This is a genomic window from Streptomyces buecherae, from assembly GCF_014295035.1.
Classification (GTDB): Bacteria; Actinomycetota; Actinomycetes; order Streptomycetales; family Streptomycetaceae; genus Streptomyces; species Streptomyces youssoufiensis.
In genome coordinates this window covers 6,072,985-6,088,438 of the sequence record NZ_CP060404.1, presented here as the reverse complement: position 1 = coordinate 6,088,438, position 15,454 = coordinate 6,072,985, and the positions used below count along the sequence as shown (strand labels likewise).

At 73.1% G+C, this 15,454-nt stretch carries 9 protein-coding genes and 1 tRNA gene; 2 read left to right on the top strand and 8 right to left on the bottom strand.

Annotated features, from left to right (window positions below):
* Positions 1-141: 141 nt before the first annotated feature.
* The 7 genes from H7H31_RS24120 to H7H31_RS24090 form a co-directional block, all read right to left on the bottom strand.
* Positions 142-1,008 carry an alpha/beta fold hydrolase gene (locus H7H31_RS24120; protein WP_232110053.1) on the bottom strand — a complete coding sequence of 289 codons (867 nt, stop codon included), beginning with the start codon at positions 1,006-1,008 and terminating at the stop codon, positions 142-144.
* Between the two features lie 228 nt (positions 1,009-1,236).
* Complete coding sequence (locus tag H7H31_RS24115; RefSeq protein WP_187061918.1) at positions 1,237-2,346, bottom strand: hypothetical protein; 1,110 nt, start codon at positions 2,344-2,346, stop codon at positions 1,237-1,239.
* Entirely contained in the window at positions 2,343-2,807 is a 465-nt protein-coding gene (locus tag H7H31_RS24110) for an acyl-CoA thioesterase (protein WP_187061917.1), read from the bottom strand. The genes H7H31_RS24115 and H7H31_RS24110 overlap by 4 nt, the downstream gene beginning before the upstream one ends.
* Before the next feature lie 6 nt (positions 2,808-2,813).
* Entirely contained in the window at positions 2,814-4,478 is a 1,665-nt protein-coding gene (gene ettA, locus H7H31_RS24105; protein WP_176161649.1) for an energy-dependent translational throttle protein EttA, read from the bottom strand.
* A 499-nt stretch (positions 4,479-4,977) separates the two neighbouring features.
* Positions 4,978-6,435, bottom strand: a complete 1,458-nt coding sequence (locus H7H31_RS24100) for a thioester domain-containing protein (protein ID WP_187061916.1) — start codon at positions 6,433-6,435, stop codon at positions 4,978-4,980.
* A 215-nt stretch (positions 6,436-6,650) separates the two neighbouring features.
* The gene (locus H7H31_RS24095; protein ID WP_187061915.1) at positions 6,651-7,154 is read right to left on the bottom strand and encodes a single-stranded DNA-binding protein; all 504 of its coding nucleotides are present in this window, start codon (positions 7,152-7,154) and stop codon (positions 6,651-6,653) included.
* A gap of 372 nt (positions 7,155-7,526) precedes the next feature.
* Entirely contained in the window at positions 7,527-9,104 is a 1,578-nt protein-coding gene (locus H7H31_RS24090) for an MFS transporter (protein WP_187061914.1), read from the bottom strand.
* Between the two features lie 229 nt (positions 9,105-9,333).
* Here H7H31_RS24090 and H7H31_RS24085 point away from each other — a divergent pair, with 229 nt between their 5' ends.
* Positions 9,334-12,177, top strand: coding sequence for a BTAD domain-containing putative transcriptional regulator (locus H7H31_RS24085; protein ID WP_187061913.1), 2,844 nt, complete (start codon positions 9,334-9,336; stop codon positions 12,175-12,177).
* 321 nt (positions 12,178-12,498) lie between these two features.
* Here H7H31_RS24085 and H7H31_RS24080 read toward each other — a convergent pair.
* Positions 12,499-12,571 (bottom strand) — tRNA-Arg (locus H7H31_RS24080).
* A gap of 377 nt (positions 12,572-12,948) precedes the next feature.
* Here H7H31_RS24080 and H7H31_RS24075 point away from each other — a divergent pair.
* The gene (locus tag H7H31_RS24075) at positions 12,949-14,964 is read left to right on the top strand and encodes a GTPase domain-containing protein (RefSeq protein ID WP_187118080.1); all 2,016 of its coding nucleotides are present in this window, start codon (positions 12,949-12,951) and stop codon (positions 14,962-14,964) included.
* The last annotated feature ends 490 nt before the right edge of the window (positions 14,965-15,454 follow it).

Sequence of the window (15,454 nt, the reverse complement as noted above, 5' to 3'; positions counted from 1 at the left end):
CAGGGACAGCCGGGGTGCAGGGGCAACCGAGGCGTACGGGCTGCGGGTCGGCCCACGGTGGTACGGGCGCGGGTCAACCGGGGCAGCGGGGTCAACCGGGGCGTACGGGCTGCGGGTCGCCAGACGCCGTACGGGCTCGGGTCAGCGGGAGGTAGCGCGCTCCGCGAGCCAGCGCAACGCGGCCTCGGCACCGCTCAGAACCGAGATGTGCCCGTCGCCTTCCCGCAGGCGCAGCTCGGCCGCGGGGATCTGGTGGGCCAGCCACCTGGCGTGTGAGCTGGGCACGATGCGGTCGAGGCCGCCGTGCAGGACCAGCGTCGGCGCGACGACCCGCGCGGGGTCGAAGCCCCAGGGGGCGACGTAGGCCAGGTCGTCGGCTATGAGCCCGCCCGGCCCCGCCGCCACCGCCGGGCCCACGATGTCCTCGAACCACGCCCACTCTCCGGCCAGGGCGGCGTGATCGGCCGGAACGAACATCTCCGGGTCGTACGCGGCGCTCGCCTCGTACCGCTCCTTCGCCGCCCGGCCCGCGACGGCCGCGCGCAGCGACGCCGCGCCCGACTCCGTCATGCCGGCGAACCAGTCGAGCCCCGCGGCGTCGAGCGGCGCCAACCCCGCCACGCTGACGACGCCCACCACCCGCTCCGGCAGCCGCGCGCCACAGGCCAGGGCATGCGGGCCACCGCCGGAGTGGCCCAGCACCGCGAACCGGTCGATGCCCAACGCGTCGGCCACGGCAGCGGCATCGTCGGCCGCGGACGCCACGTTCCGGCCCGGCCGCGGCGTCGAGCCGCCGTACCCGGGGCGGTCGTACGACACCCAGCGCAGCCCGAGTCGGGCCGCGGCCGGCAGGAGGGGACGGGGCGGGGCGCCGATGTTCGGCGTGCCGTGGTGCCAGAACAGCGCGAGCCGGTCATCGTCACCCGGGCCACCCGTGTCATACACCCGCAGCCTGCGGCCCCCGCCCAACTCCAGGTCGAACTCCGTCACCCGGTCGCCGTCCACCACACCCGCCCTCTCGTTCGTCCCACCGCTGTCGCACGGCATCGCCGCTCACACGGCGCACTCCTACCCCCGGCACACGACGGCGCCCCGGCCCCCTCGGGCCACCGGTGTCACGGCACCCCGACCACTCTCCACGCGGGCGCACCCCAGCCGTGCGTGCTCGGCCCCCGGCCTGGCACCGCTCCCCCACCATCGCGCGCGGTCAGCGGCCGTGCGGCGGGGGCGAGCCCGTTACGCCGGGGTGACCGAGAGGCCGGGAGGACCCGCCGTGCGCACGGCTATGGACCCGTACGGCGTCCGCAGCCGCAACCACCCGCGGGCGGCGAACAGCACCAGCGGTGGCTCCGTCGCCCCCGGCGCCACCCCGGCCTGCCCCGCGCCGTGCGCGGCGGAGGGCGCCACCGGCGTCGCGGCCGGGGGTACCGGCGCGGTCGCCGCGCCCAGCGCGGATGCCGGGCTTTCGGCTACCGCCGTGGTCGGCGAGCCGACCGTTGCCACCTCGGGCTCGGGCGGCCGGGCCGTTCCGGTGCCGAGCGCGGCGGTGGGCGGTGTGGGCGACCCCGGGTGCGCGGCCGTCGCCGCGCCACCGCTGGGGTGGGTGGGACGCAGGAAGCCCAGGGCCTGCGCCGCGTGCGCGGCCCGCAACGGCAGTTCCGTCTCGCCCAGGGTGCGGGACCAGATCTCACGGCCGATCCGGTCGCGCTCCGCGCGTGTGCGTAGCTCGGGTGCCAGCGCCTCGTCCCGGGCCCGGAACTCCGCGACCGCCGCCGCCACCGCCCCGCGCACCGCCCGCGCGTCGGGCAACCCGGCCACGCGCTGCCAGCCGCCACGCGGCGGCAGCACACCGGCCCACGGCGGACCGGTGACCGGCTGCGGCACCACGACGGTCAGCCCGCGCGGCCCGCCCGCACCGGGCGCGGCCCGGCCCGAGCCGGCCTCGTCCATGACGGGCCCGGCGCTCTGTCGGGCCGCGTCCACCGCGTCGGCGAACTGCCCGGCCGAGACCGTGACGTCCAACTCCCACGGCACACCGGCCACGCCGTCTCCGGCGCTCGCCTCGGCGGCGCCGGCGTCCTCTGCGGAGGTGTCCGCCGCCGCCGCTGGCACGGGCTGAGCCGCTGGCGGGGGCGGTGCCAGCAGCGCCGTACGGATGGCCAGCACTTCGAACGAGGCCGGGCGGCCGAAGACCGCGAGCACCCCGCCCGGCCGCGGGCCGGCACTGTGCACGCTCGCCTGGAGCCGCACGGCCGCGGCCCGGTCGTAGTGGATCAACCGGGCCAGGAAGGCGGCGAGGTCGGCCGCCTCCCTGGCGTCGGCGAAGTGCAGCGCTGGCGCCGTCATGCGGCGACGGCCTCCTCCGACTCGTCGTCGCGCTTGCGCCTGCCCTTGGCCGGCGCCTCCTCCAGGTACGCCGTGAGGAACCGCTCCTCCACCGGCGTGAGCCGCCGGGGGCGACCGGCGTCCAGGTCGTACGGAACGACGACGGTGGAGGCTCGCACGTACACGGTTTCCTCGTCCTTGACCTCGTACGAGAGGGTCAGCGACGCGGCGCCGATCTTCGTCACCCAGGTCTCGACGAGCACCGGCTCGTGCCGGTGCACGAGTGGCCTGCGGTAGTCGATCTCGTGTCGGGCCACCACGGAGCCACCCGAGAACGCGTCACCCTCGGCCTCGGCCGCCAGCCGCCACATCAGGTCAACGCGCGCCTCCTCCAGATAGCGGAGGAAGACCACGTTGTTGACGTGCCCGAAGGCGTCCATGTCCGACCAGCGCAGCGCGCACGCGTACTTGTGCCGTGCCATCGCAGCTCAGCCCCTGGTCAGCTTCTTGTACGTGGCGCGATGGGGCCGGGCCGCGTCCGCGCCGAGCCGCTCGACCTTGTTCTTCTCGTACGACTCGAAGTTGCCCTCGAACCAGAACCACTTCGACTCGCCCTCGTACGCCAGGATGTGGGTGGCGACGCGGTCGAGGAACCAGCGGTCGTGGGAGACGACCACGGCGCAACCGGGGAACTCGAGGAGCGCGTTCTCCAGCGAGGACAGCGTCTCGACGTCGAGGTCGTTGGTCGGCTCGTCGAGGAGGAGCAGGTTGCCGCCCTGCTTGAGGGTGAGCGCCAGGTTGAGGCGGTTGCGCTCACCACCGGAGAGCACGCCGGCGGGCTTCTGCTGGTCCGGGCCCTTGAAGCCGAAGGCGCTGACGTACGCCCGCGAGGGCATCTCGACCTGACCGACGTTGATGTAGTCCAGCTCGTCGGAGACGACGGCCCACAGCGTCTTCTTCGGGTCGATGTTGGAGCGGTTCTGGTCGACGTAGGAGATCTTGACGGTGTCGCCGACCTTGATCGTGCCGGAGTCCGCGGTCTCCAGCCCCTGGATCATCTTGAACAGGGTGGTCTTGCCCGCGCCGTTCGGGCCGATGACGCCGACGATGCCGTTGCGCGGCAGGGTGAAGGACAGGTCGTCGATGAGAACCTTGTCCCCGAACGCCTTGGAGAGGTTCTCCACCTCGACCACGACGTTGCCCAGGCGCGGGCCCGGCGGGATCTGGATCTCCTCGAAGTCCAGCTTCCTGGTCTTCTCCGCCTCGGCGGCCATCTCCTCGTAACGGGTCAGGCGCGCCTTCGACTTGGCCTGTCGGCCCTTGGCGTTGGAGCGCACCCACTCCAGTTCTTCCTTGAGGCGCTTGGCGCGCTTGGCGTCCTTCTGCCCCTCCACCTTGAGGCGGGTGGCCTTCTTGTCGAGGTAGGTCGAGTAGTTGCCCTCGTACGGGTGGGCCCGGCCGCGGTCGAGCTCCAGAATCCACTCGGCGACGTTGTCGAGGAAGTACCGGTCGTGGGTGACGGCGACGACGGTGCCGGCGTACTTGGCGAGGTGCTGCTCCAGCCACTGCACGGACTCGGCGTCCAGGTGGTTGGTGGGCTCGTCGAGGAGCAGCAGGTCAGGGGCCTCAAGCAGCAGCTTGCAGAGCGCCACGCGACGGCGCTCACCACCGGAGAGGTTGGTGACCGGCCAGTCACCCGGCGGGCAGCCCAGGGCGTCCATGGCCTGCTCGAGCTGGGTGTCGAGGTCCCAGGCGTTGGCGTGGTCAAGATCCTCCTGGAGCTTGCCCATCTCCTCCATCAACGCGTCGGAGTAGTCGGTCGCCATCAGCTCGGCGACCTCGTTGAAGCGCTTGAGCTTGCCCATGAGCTCCGCGGCGCCGTCCTGCACGTTCTGCAGGACGGTCTTGGACTCGTCCAGCGGCGGCTCCTGGAGGAGCATGCCGACGCTGAACCCGGGCGCGAGGAAGGCATCACCGTTGGACGGCTGCTCAAGACCGGCCATGATCTTGAGAACGGTCGACTTACCCGCGCCGTTCGGGCCGACGACACCGATCTTCGCGCCCGGCAGGAAGTTCAGGTTGACGTCGTCGAGGATCACCTTGTCGCCATGGGCCTTTCGGGCCTTGCGCATGGTGTAGATGTACTCAGCCAAGAGAAACCGTCCGGCAATCATGAGAGTGGGCAGATAGAACCATCTTGCCGTACGGGTAGAGCTGGGCGAAAACGAGTAAGGTCCCCGGTCGCCAGCCGTCTCCTCCGGCATCGCGCGACCCTGTCGGTAGGCCGCGCACGAGCTGTACACGTCATCCGGTCGAGCGCCCCGCCAGCCCGCCGCCGCACGCTCACCTCCCCCGCTCCGGGCGCACCCGCCACCACCTCGGGGGCTCGCTCCTTACCCGGGGCGGGCCGTCCCGGCCCAAGCCGGCTGGGCCCGGGCCGCCCCCTACGACGCGGCGGCGGTAGTGACGGGCCCCACAGTCGGCGCCGGTACGCGACCGCACACGTTCGGTCACCCGGCCGGCTGCCGGGCGGCCACGGGCCACCTGTGGGCCAACGGCCACCGGCTGCCAGACACCGAGCGGCACTCGCCCCCCCGTACGCGCCGCCGACGCAGGGCCGCTCCGTGGCCGTGGGTCGCAGGTCGCGGGCCCCTACTCGCCCGGCTCGCTCGACGGCGTCGTCCTCTTCCTGCGGACGAGGAACAGCGCACCGCCGCCGACGACCAGCAGCCCACCCGCTATGCCCGCGATCAGGGCGACCGGACTGCTGCTCCCCGTGTCGGCCAGGTCACCGCTCTCGGGCGCCGCCACATCGTCCCCGGTGGGGCCGTCCGCCGCGGCGGGGCTCGGCCGCGCGGTCGGTGGGGCCCCGCCGCCGGCGACGGTGAAGGCGTCGTCGGCGCGACCACCTTCGGTCACGGTCTGGCAGTCCAGCGCCCCGGTGAAGGTCTTCTCCAGGCCGTCCGGGCCGACGAGCGTGAAGCGGTACGCCTGGTCCTCCCGCGCCGGCACGGTGATCGTCTTGGTCGCGGACGACGCGACCGTGTGCTCGCGCCCCGCCAGTGTGTAGGTGAACGGCGCGTCGCCCTTGTTGGCCACCGTGACGTCCACGCCGCCCTTGGCGCAGTTCTGCCTGGCCGAGACCGCCGGTATGGCCCCGCTCCTGGCCCAGACCGCCGTGGCCTTGGCCGAGACGGTGCTCTCGCTGGAGCCCGCCAGGATCTGCGTCTGGCTCTTGGTGTGCTGCCCGACGCCGGTGAAGGCCCGGCCGACGGGCACCTTGGCGGACGCCTCCACCGTCAGCCCGGCCGTGCCGTCCGGCGATCCCGCGGGCACGTCGAGGAAGAGCTTGGTGCCGTTGACCGCCCGCGTGATCGGCTTGCCGTTGCCGCCGACGACCTTCACCCCGGAGGGCACGGTGGTCGTGGGCGGCGCGACGGTGACGCTGCTGGCGTTCGTCCGCACCGTCACCGGGCCCAGCCGCTTGCCGGTCTTTCCGGCGATCGCGGGCGGGTCGAGCGTGAGTGACGCCCTGGGCTCCGCGACGCTCCGCGCCGCCTTGTACAGATAGTCGGCGAGTTTCTCCGCCTGCGGGTCCACGGCGTCCACCCGGATGTGATCGGAGTAACGCCAGATCGCCACCTGCGTACCGGCTGCGGCGGTCTTCTCACTCAATGTGCCCGTGCCGGCCACTTCGGCCAGTCGGTCGAGGTCGTTTATCTGCGGATAGGAGTGCTGGAGAATCCAGCGAATCTTTCCCGCGTCGGGGTTGTCGTGGAGCGACGAGGACTTCCAGGGGACTTCCTGGTACTTCGCCTGGTCCTGGGTCGGGTTGTGGATGTCGATGCAGTAGCTCTGCAGCGTGCCGCCGTTGTCGACGGACATCTCGAAAAGGCCGGCGCCGATCTTTTCCGTCTTGCCGCCCTCGCGAATGACCGCCTGGTCGAAGGTCTTGAGGCCGCCGAGCGTCGCCGTCGCGCCCCCGCGGTGCATGGGCACCTCGTCCGCCGCGGCCGGCCCCGCCACGCCGATCGCACCCGCGGCGACCAGCCCGAAGGTCAGGGCCGCGACGGCAAGGCGGCCGGTACTCCGCCTCGTGACAGAAAGCATGGATTTCCCTTCCAGGGCAGGCGCGAGCGGTCACCGACCTGCGTCGCCCTGACAGCGAACTCAAAACCCGGGAGCCCTCGTTACTACGGACGGCGATCCTAAGTACGGGCCAGACCCTGACCCCCTGGTAGCCAGCCTTGGCCACCGATCCGACTCGGAATCGTTATCCGCATCGCGGTTCACGGGTCACGATTATCGATAAATCCCCCGTGGATTCATGGGGGCGTTGCCCCCATAGCCGAGATTTCCGACACCGCTTCCCGGGCTCCCCCGCCGGTCGCCGCCGCCACGAATGGTTCAACTCCCGTTGGCACGCCCGAAGAGGAGGATTCAAGCGTTCCGGATGCCGGCTGCCTCACCTGGGTCACCCGCCGGAACGCCGACGTGCCGCGCGCCAGATCGTGGCCGATGGCGAACGCGTCGAGGTCGGCCGAGAACCACCACTTACCGTCCCGCTCTCGCTCCTGGATGCGCAACCGGCCCCGCACGATGAGGGGTTCGCCGAGCGTCACCGACGCGGCCACGTTCCCCGCCAGGGCCCGCCAGGCCCGCACCGTGTAGAAACTCGTCCCGCCGTCCTCCCACTGCGTGCGCTCACGGTCCCAGCGGCGCGCGGTCACGGCGAGCCGGAACCGCACCACCGCGACCCCCGCCGCCGTCTCCTTGTACTCCGGCCGCGTCGCCGCGTTACCCACCACCGTCACTTCGGTCTCGTTCATCTCGCTCCTCGCTCTCTTGGCCACCCGGCCGGGCCCGCATCCGTCAGTCACTCACCCGGGCAGCGCGTGTGACCCGCGCCGCTGGGTGGTCGGCTGTCCGGGCCGGCCCCGTCGCGCCCGGTGGCACAACGGGGCCGCCCCGCCACTCGCCGCTCCTGCGCTACCGCCTGCTCTGTGTGCTTCGTCGGTCGCAGCCGCCGCGAGTGGTCCCATCGTGCGCTCGGCCCGGGAATCTCGCTGGGGCATGTGGACAGACCGACGCCTGTGGATAACTCGCTCACACGTAAGGGCTGTTCGCCGCCTCGAACAGGCTGTTCGCCTCTCTGGAGCCCTAGCGTCGAAAGCGTGAAGACGAACGATGACTCATCGCGCTCAGGCTCCCCGCTCGGCCTCCTGCCCAACGGGTTCCGCCGTATCTGCCTCGTCGCCCTCCGGCTCATCGGCGCCGATGGTGCCGACGTGCCGCAACACAACGGCCGACAGGAACGCGAGCACCAGGGTGCTCACCGCGGCGACCAGCATGGCGACGTGCAGCCCCGAGGTCGCGGCCTCCTTCGCCTGGTCGAGCCAGCCGGCGGGCAGCCGGTCCGCCATCGAGGACGCGCCGGCGAGGCTGCCACCCGCCGTGTCGGCGACCTCGGACGGCGTACCGGCCGGGAGCTGGTCGTCGACGCGGGCGCGGTAGACGGCGGTGGCCAGGCTGCCCAGGGTCGCCACGCCCAGGGCGAGGCCGAGTTCCTGCACGGTCTCCGACATCGCCGACGCGGAGCCGGCCTTCTCCGGAGGCGCGGCTCCCACCACCAGGTCCGTGCCCAGGGCCGCGATCGACCCGAGCCCCAGGTAGACCAGCCCGAAGCCCGACACGAGCAGGGCGACACCGCTCGTGGCCGTGACCTGGGTGAGCAGGACGTATCCGAACGTCGCGAGACCCAGCGCGGTGGCCACCACGATCCCCGCCGGGACGTGGCGCGCGACCAGCGGCGACCCGATCGCGGCCACGAGCATCATCAGCGCGGGCGGCCCCATCCACAGGCCAGCTTCGATCGGCGGCAGTTCCGCGACGAGTTGGAGTTGCTGCGTGATCAACAGCATCGCGCCGCCCACGCCGACCAGCCCGACGAGCAGGACACTCAGCGCGGCGCTGAACGTGCGATTGGCGAAGAGGCGTACGTCCAGCAGCGGGCTCGCCAACCTGCCCTGCCGGCGGACGAACAGCAGTGCGCCCGCCAGGCCGATCACCGTGGCGCCGACGGTGGGGGGCTGGAAGCCGTCTGCGGCGACCCGCTTCACCGCGTAGATGACCGGCAGGATCGCGACCAGCGACAGCGCCACGCTGAGCAGGTCGAACCAGCCGCTGTGCGGCGCCCGGTACTCGGGTATCAACACCGGTGCGGCCACCAGGAGGACGACCGCGACCGGGACCGCGAGGAGGAATGCCGAACCCCACCAGAACCGGTCCAGCATCGCGCCACCCACCACCGGCCCGAGCGCCATGCCGAGCGCGAAGCTCGTCGCCCAGACACCGATGGCCAGCGACCGCTGGCGTGGGTCAGCGAACATGTTGCTGATCAGCGCCAGCGTGGACGGCATCAGCGTGGCGCCGGCGATGCCCAGCGCCCCGCGCGCGGCGATGAGCACGTTGACGCTGTCGGAGTACGCGGCCACGACCGAGACGACCCCGAAGGCGGCTGCCCCGATCATCAGCAGCTTGCGACGGCCGATCCGGTCACCCAGCGTGCCCATGGTGATCAGGAAGCCGGCGATCAGGAAGCCGTACGCGTCCATGATCCACAGCTCTTGGGTGGCGCTCGGGTGCAGATCCTCCGCGAGCGAGGGAAGGGCGAGGTACAGCACGGTGACGTCGAGGCCGAGCAGCACGGTGGGCAGCGAGAGGACGGCCAGCCCTCCCCACTCCCGAGGGCCGGCTCTGCGTGCGGTCGGTGTGCTCATGGTGCTCTCCTGCGTTCCGTGTGCGCCGCGCGATGTACCGGGACGCCGCACGACATGGGGGTAGAGATCAAGGGAGGTCGACGGAGATCTGTGGAGATCGGTCGAGAGACGCGCGTCGGCTCTCGTCACCGTCCGCCGAGGTGGCGGGAAGGCTGCGAGGACGTGCGACGTCACCCTGCCGACGAGCGCGCACGGTTTCCTGATGGTTCGCCGGAGCTAGGCTGTGACCATGCGCTACGGGGTGCTCGGCCCGCTGGCCGTCTGGGACGCGGAGGGGCGGCAGGTCAAGGTCCCCGAGGCGAAGGTGCGCGCCCTGCTGGCGAATCTGCTGATCCACGGGGGCGGCCCGGTGCCGGCGGACCGGCTCATCGAGGACCTGTGGACGGGCAACCCGCCGGGTGGGTCGGCCAACGCGCTGCAGACCAAGATCTCCCAGTTGCGCCGCGTGCTGGGCCGGGAACAGGTGGTCCGCGAGCCCGCGGGTTATCGACTGTTGCTGGCCGACGACACGGTCGACGCCCTGCGGTTTCAGGAACTGACCCAGGATGCCCGCGCGCACGAGGAGTTGGCGGTCAAGGGGGAGCTGTTCGCCGACGCGCTCGCGTTGTGGCGGGGCCCGGCCTACGCCGATGTCGCCGAGTCGTTGTTCGCCCGTGGCGAGATCTCGCGGCTGGAGGAGTTGCGGCTGACCGTCCTGGAGGATCAGGCCGAGGTACGACTCACGCTCGGCGAGCACACGGCGCTGGCCACGGAGCTGGGCGACCTGGTGGCACGGCACCCGCTGCGCGAGCGACTGCGCATGGCCCACATGCGCGCGCTGTACCGGTCCGGGCGGCAGGGCGACGCGCTGCGCGGCTTCGAGGAGTTGCGGTGCCAGTTGGACGAGGAGTTGGGAGTGGCGCCCGGGCCGGCGGCCTGCGCCCTGCACGAGGCGATCCTGCGCCAGGACGCGCACCTGGCGCCGCCGACCGTCGCGTCGCTGTCGTGCCGTACGAATCTGCCCGCGCCGCTGACGCCGCTGATCGGACGGAGCGAGGCGGTCGGTCAGGTGCGGGCATGGCTGGGTTCGGGAGCGGACACCCGGCTGGTCACGCTCACCGGCCTCGGCGGCGTCGGCAAGACGCGGCTGGCGACCGCCGCGGCGCGCGAGGTGGCCGACCGGTTCCCCGACGGGGTGTGGCTGGTCGAGCTGGCCGGTCTGCGGGCCACGTCGACCCCGGACGACATCGCCGAACGGATCATCACGACGCTGGGGCTGTGCGACACCGCGGCGACCGAACCGAACCTCGACGACCTGGTGGGCTGGCTGTGCCAGGCGGTGGCCGCCAAGCGGCTGCTGATCCTCCTCGACAACTGCGAGCACCTGGTCGAGCCGGTCGCCGCGCTCGCCAGCGCCGTCCTGACCACGGTGTCCGATGGGCATCTCCTGGTCACCAGCCAGGAAGTCCTCGGCATCCCCGGCGAGGTGGTGCACCCGGTGCCGCCGTTGACGTTGCCGGAGCACACCGACCCGGGCGCCGTCGGCCGGTCCAGCGCGGCGAGGCTGTTCGTGGAGCGGGCGGCGGCAGCGGCGCCCGGCTTCGCCCTGGACGCGGCCAACGCAGCGGCCGTCTCCGCCATCTGCCGCCGCCTCGACGGCATTCCGCTCGCTCTGGAACTCGTGGCTCCGCGACTGCGCACGCTGAGCCCGGACGAGCTGGCCACCTGCCTGGCCAGCCAGTTCCCCCTGCCCGAGGTGCGGGCGCGCGGGTTGCCCGCCCGGCAGCAGACGCTGCGCGGCATGCTCGACTGGAGCTGGCGGCTCCTGAGCGCCGACGAGCAGACCGTGCTGCGCCGGCTGACCGTGCACGCCGACGGTTGCACCCTGTCATCCGCCGAGGCCGTCTGCTCCGATGGAGAACTGCCGGCCGAGTGGGTGGCCGACCTGCTGTCGCGGCTGGTGGACCGGTCGCTGGTGGTCCGCACGGCGGACCGGTTCCGGCTGCTCGAATCGGTGGCCGCCTACGGGGCCGAGCGGCTCGCGGAGGCGGGCGAGGTGACCGCCGTCCGCGCCCGGTTCGTACGGTGTCACGTCGAGTTGGCCGAGCGGGCGAACGAGCGACTGCGCGGCCCGGATCAGCGGCACTGCCTGGAGCGCTTGGACGCCGAGACGGTCAACCTGCGCCGTGCGCTCGACCTGGCGGTGGCCGGGGCTGCCGCCGAGGACGCGTTGCGGCTGGTGAACGCGTTGACGTGGTACTGGTTCCTGCGCGGCCGGCTCACCGAGGCCCGCAGGGCGCTCCGGGCGGCGCTGGCCACGGGGGGCGACGGTGCCCCGTCCGCGCGCCTGGCGGCGCGGGCCTGGCTGACCGGCATCGAACTACGCACCTCGTCGGCCGACACGGTCCCGCTCCCGGCCGACGACGACCCGACCGCTGGCCTGGCCGACCCGGTGCTGCGGGCCCGGTTGCGGTGGTTCGTCGGCGCCGGTCTGACCGGCCAGGGCCAGCACCACGCGGGCCGACGCCTGCTGCTGGCGAGCCTGACCGGCGCGCGCGCCGCCCGGGACCGTTGGGGCGAGGCCGCGGCGCTGGTCGAGCTGGCCAGTCACGAGGGCGCCCACGATCATGGCCAGGCGTCCGCGGAACTGGCCGCCGCCCTGTTCCACGAGGCCGGCGACCGCTGGGGGCAGCTTCGCGCCACCCGCTCCCTGGCGCTCGCGGCCGAACGCGACGGAGACCCCGCGCGAGCGGAGCGGCTGCACCGCGAAGCCCTGCTGGTGGCCGAGGAACTCGGGCTGTGGACGGAGGTGATCGAGACGTTGATCTGGCTCGGCCATACCGCCCTGGCCGGCGGCCATGCCCGACAGGCGACGGAACTGTACGAGCGCGCGCTGACCGTCTCGACCGAACGGGCCTACAGCCGCGGCGAGATCGGCGCCGATATCGGCCTGGGCCGCGCCGCGCGCCTCCGCGACGACCGGGACGCCGCCCAGCGCCACCTGAACCGCGCCCTGGCCCGGAGCCATTCCTCGGACCACCCCGCCGGCGTCACGGCGGCCCAGGCGGAGCTGCGGCTCGTCCCCCGTCCCTGAGCACGTCGCCCCGCACGGAATCCGCCCCTCCCCCTCCTCACCCGGCCCACCGCCCGGCACCGCTCACCACCCGCCACGCAGCCGACACAGCTTCCGCTTACGCCGGCACTACGCACGGCTCGTTAGCGTGCCCGTGGTCGGCGAGCCGGTCCTCTCCGGGGACGGGCGGGCTAGGCCGCGGCGGGCGATGCGGGGCCGGGGCGCGACGGTGGCTGCCGACGGCCGTGGGGCAGGGCTGGGGCAAGGCGCTTGGCCTACAAGCGATGTGCGCGCGACACCGAAAAGGCCCCTCACGCGTTTGCGCAGGTGAGAGGCCGTGTGCGCCCCCGGCAGGACTCGAACCTGCGGCCAAGCGCTTAGAAGGCGCCTGCTCTATCCACTGAGCTACGGGGGCCGGTTGTGGCCGCGAACGGCTGGTGAAGCCCCGGGCGCCTGCGTCTCCGACCGTTGGGCCGTTGTGCCGACGGCCGAGCGGGGCGGAACCGTGACGTTGCCGGGACAAGGATAGGGCTCCGTACGCCTCATCCCGGTTGCTTCACCTCCGTGGCACGTTGTGGAGGTTCCGTGAAGCGATGCCGATAATCGCAGGCAGGTGCGAATCCTGCACGGGTTTTCACGCAACAGCGGGCGGGTGTTGTGCACTCGTTATGCCTGCGCCTCAGCCACCACGCCGCCCGCCTGTCCCTTCTGCGGTGATCCGGGCGGGTCTCATCGGCGCGCAGAGGGGGGTATACGCTTCAAAAGCTAAGCAAAATTGGGCATTGTTCCCATGTGGCGACCTTGGACGTACGGCCCCGACTGCTTGACGCGCTGTCCGCACTGCGTGACCGTGTTGACGCCACTCGCTTCCCGCTCCCGCTCCCCGGCGCGGCACGCGCCCGGCGCAGCCGTGCCGAACTCCTCGCTCAGCTCGACGACTACGTCGTGCCCCGCCTGAGCGCTCCCGAAGCGCCGCTGCTCGCGGTGATCGGCGGCTCCACGGGGGCCGGGAAGTCCACGCTGGTCAATTCGCTCGTGGGGCGGCGGGTCACCGAGGCGGGCGTGCTGCGGCCCACGACGCGTACCCCGGTCCTGGTCTGCCACCCCGAGGACCGCCACTGGTTCTCCGGCCGGCGCGTGCTTCCGCACCTGACCCGCGTGTGGATGCCGGTGCAGGACGGCCCGCAGGGGTCGGGCCACGAGGCGTACGACGTGCCGTACGACGGCCCGTACGGCATGGGGGGCGGGCGGGTCGGGGGCGGGACCGGGCTCGGGCCGCGTCCCGGCCCACGGGGCGGGCCGGGACGCGGGTCCGGGCTCGGGCTCGGGCCGCGTCCCGGCCCACGGGGCGGGCCGGGACGCGGGTCCGGGCTCGGGCTCGGGGGCGGCGGGGTGGCCGGGGGGTACCCGGCCCGGGGGTTCCACGGGGAGTACGGCGGCTACGCGGACGGCGCGGGCCACGGGAGGTACGCGGACGGCTACGCGGACTACGACGACTACCCGGCGCTCGGCGGGCTCGGCGCCACCGGGACGCGGGCGGCCGACTACGTGCCCGACGAACCGTACGACGCGCTGGTGGACTCGTTGCGGCTGGAGACGGACCCGGCGCTGCCGCGCGGGTTGGCCCTGCTGGACGCGCCGGACATCGATTCCCTCGTCACCGAGAACCGCGAACTCGCCGCCCGGCTCATCTGCGCCGCCGACATCTGGGTGCTCGTCACGACCGCGACGCGGTACGCCGACGCGGTGCCCTGGCACCTGTTGCGGACCGCCAAGGAGTACGACGTGACGCTCATCACCGTGCTCGACCGGGTGCCGCACCAGGTCGCCGTCGAGGTCGCCCGCAAGTACGCCACGCTGTTGGACGAGGCCGGGCTCGACGGGGTGCCGAGGTTCACCATTCCGGAGCTGCCCGAGTCAGCGGGCGGCGGCAGCGGGCTGTTGCCGGCCTCGGCGGTGGCGGCGCTCCGGGACTGGCTGGCGCGGCGCGCCGAGGACCCGGTGGCCCGCGCGGCGGCTGCCGCGCGCACCGCCGAGGGCGCCGTCGCCGCGCTGCGTACCCAGGTTCCCGCGCTGGCCTCCGCCGCCGCGGCCCAGCACTCCGCCGCCGTACGGGTCGCCCAGCGGGTGGTCGACGCGTACGCGCGGGCCGAGGAGCGGGCCCTGCGGGAGATCGCGCAGGGTGCCCCGCTCGCCGGCGACGCGCTCACGCACTGGCACTGCTATCCACGGGACGTGCCCCCCGACGCGCTCCTGGACGCCCTCGCCTCGTCTCTGGCAACCCTGTTGACCTGCGTCGTCAGCGCCGCCGACGCGGAGATCGACCTGGCGAGCCAGCGCGACCCGGCGGCGGAGGCGACGCTTCCGGCGCCGGACGCGGCCGGGGTCGCGGGCCGGGCAGGGGTGGCCGCGCGGCACTGGCGGCGTTGCGTCGAGGAACTGGCCGAGGAGGAGGCGAGCGTCGCCGAGCGGGCCACGCTGCCCGACCCGGACGCGGTCGCGGCCCTGGCGGTCACGGGGCTGCTCGGCGGGCGCCGGGCCCGCACCGCCGGCGAGGCGCTCGCGGACCTGCTCGGCGTGCACGGCGCGCTCCGGTTGCGGGAGCGCGGCGGGCGGCTTCTTGAGGAGTGCGTACGGCGCGTCCTGGACGCCGAGCAGGATCGGTTGCTCGCACCGTTGGACGCGCTTGACATCACGGCGGAGCAACAGGCCGACCTGATCGCCGCCCTTTCCGTACTGCGGAAGGAACACCCCCACGCGGCGGCATGGCCGCCGGCACGGCACGCATCGGAGCGGAGAGAGAGGTGACCGAGATGACGGCCATGGAGCCGGGCCCGGAGTCCGAGGGCGACCGCGCGACCACGACGAGCGGCGCCGGGGCGGGCGACGGAGAGGGGCCCGGGGTGGGACCTGGGGCTGGCCCTGCGGGCGGGGGCGAGGCGGCCGTCGTCGTCCCCGCCCCTCCGCCCGTCGCCACGTCTGTCGCCGCGCCCGTTCCTGTCTTTGTTCCCACGTCCGAGCCTGCCTCCCTTCCCGTTCCCGGCCTCGCTTCCGATGGCGATGTCGGTGCCGTTGGTGAGGGTGGTGGCGGTGTCGCGAGCGGTGGCGATGCTCAGGGCGGTGACGGTGACCGTGTCGGTGGCGATGTGACTTCTGTGGTCGGTGGCGTGGAGGGGGCGGAGGGACTCCACGCGACGGAACAGGGTGAGGTTGCGGGTGGTGGCCTCCGGGTGGCGAACGTTCCGGCGGCGGAGGTGGCGGGCGTTGAGGCCGTCGATGGTGGCTTCGGTGACGCGTC

Bases quoted from the DNA above. Each gene is read 5' to 3' on its own strand.
- H7H31_RS24115 (WP_187061918.1), bottom strand. From the start codon at position 2,346: ATGACGGCGCCAGCGCTGCACTTCGCCGACGCCAGGGAGGCGGCCGAC.
- H7H31_RS24110 (WP_187061917.1), bottom strand. From the start codon at position 2,807: ATGGCACGGCACAAGTACGCGTGCGCGCTGCGCTGGTCGGACATGGAC.
- H7H31_RS24100 (WP_187061916.1), bottom strand. From the start codon at position 6,435: ATGCTTTCTGTCACGAGGCGGAGTACCGGCCGCCTTGCCGTCGCGGCC.
- H7H31_RS24095 (WP_187061915.1), bottom strand. From the start codon at position 7,154: ATGAACGAGACCGAAGTGACGGTGGTGGGTAACGCGGCGACGCGGCCG.
- H7H31_RS24090 (WP_187061914.1), bottom strand. From the start codon at position 9,104: ATGAGCACACCGACCGCACGCAGAGCCGGCCCTCGGGAGTGGGGAGGG.
- H7H31_RS24085 (WP_187061913.1), top strand. From the start codon at position 9,334: ATGCGCTACGGGGTGCTCGGCCCGCTGGCCGTCTGGGACGCGGAGGGG.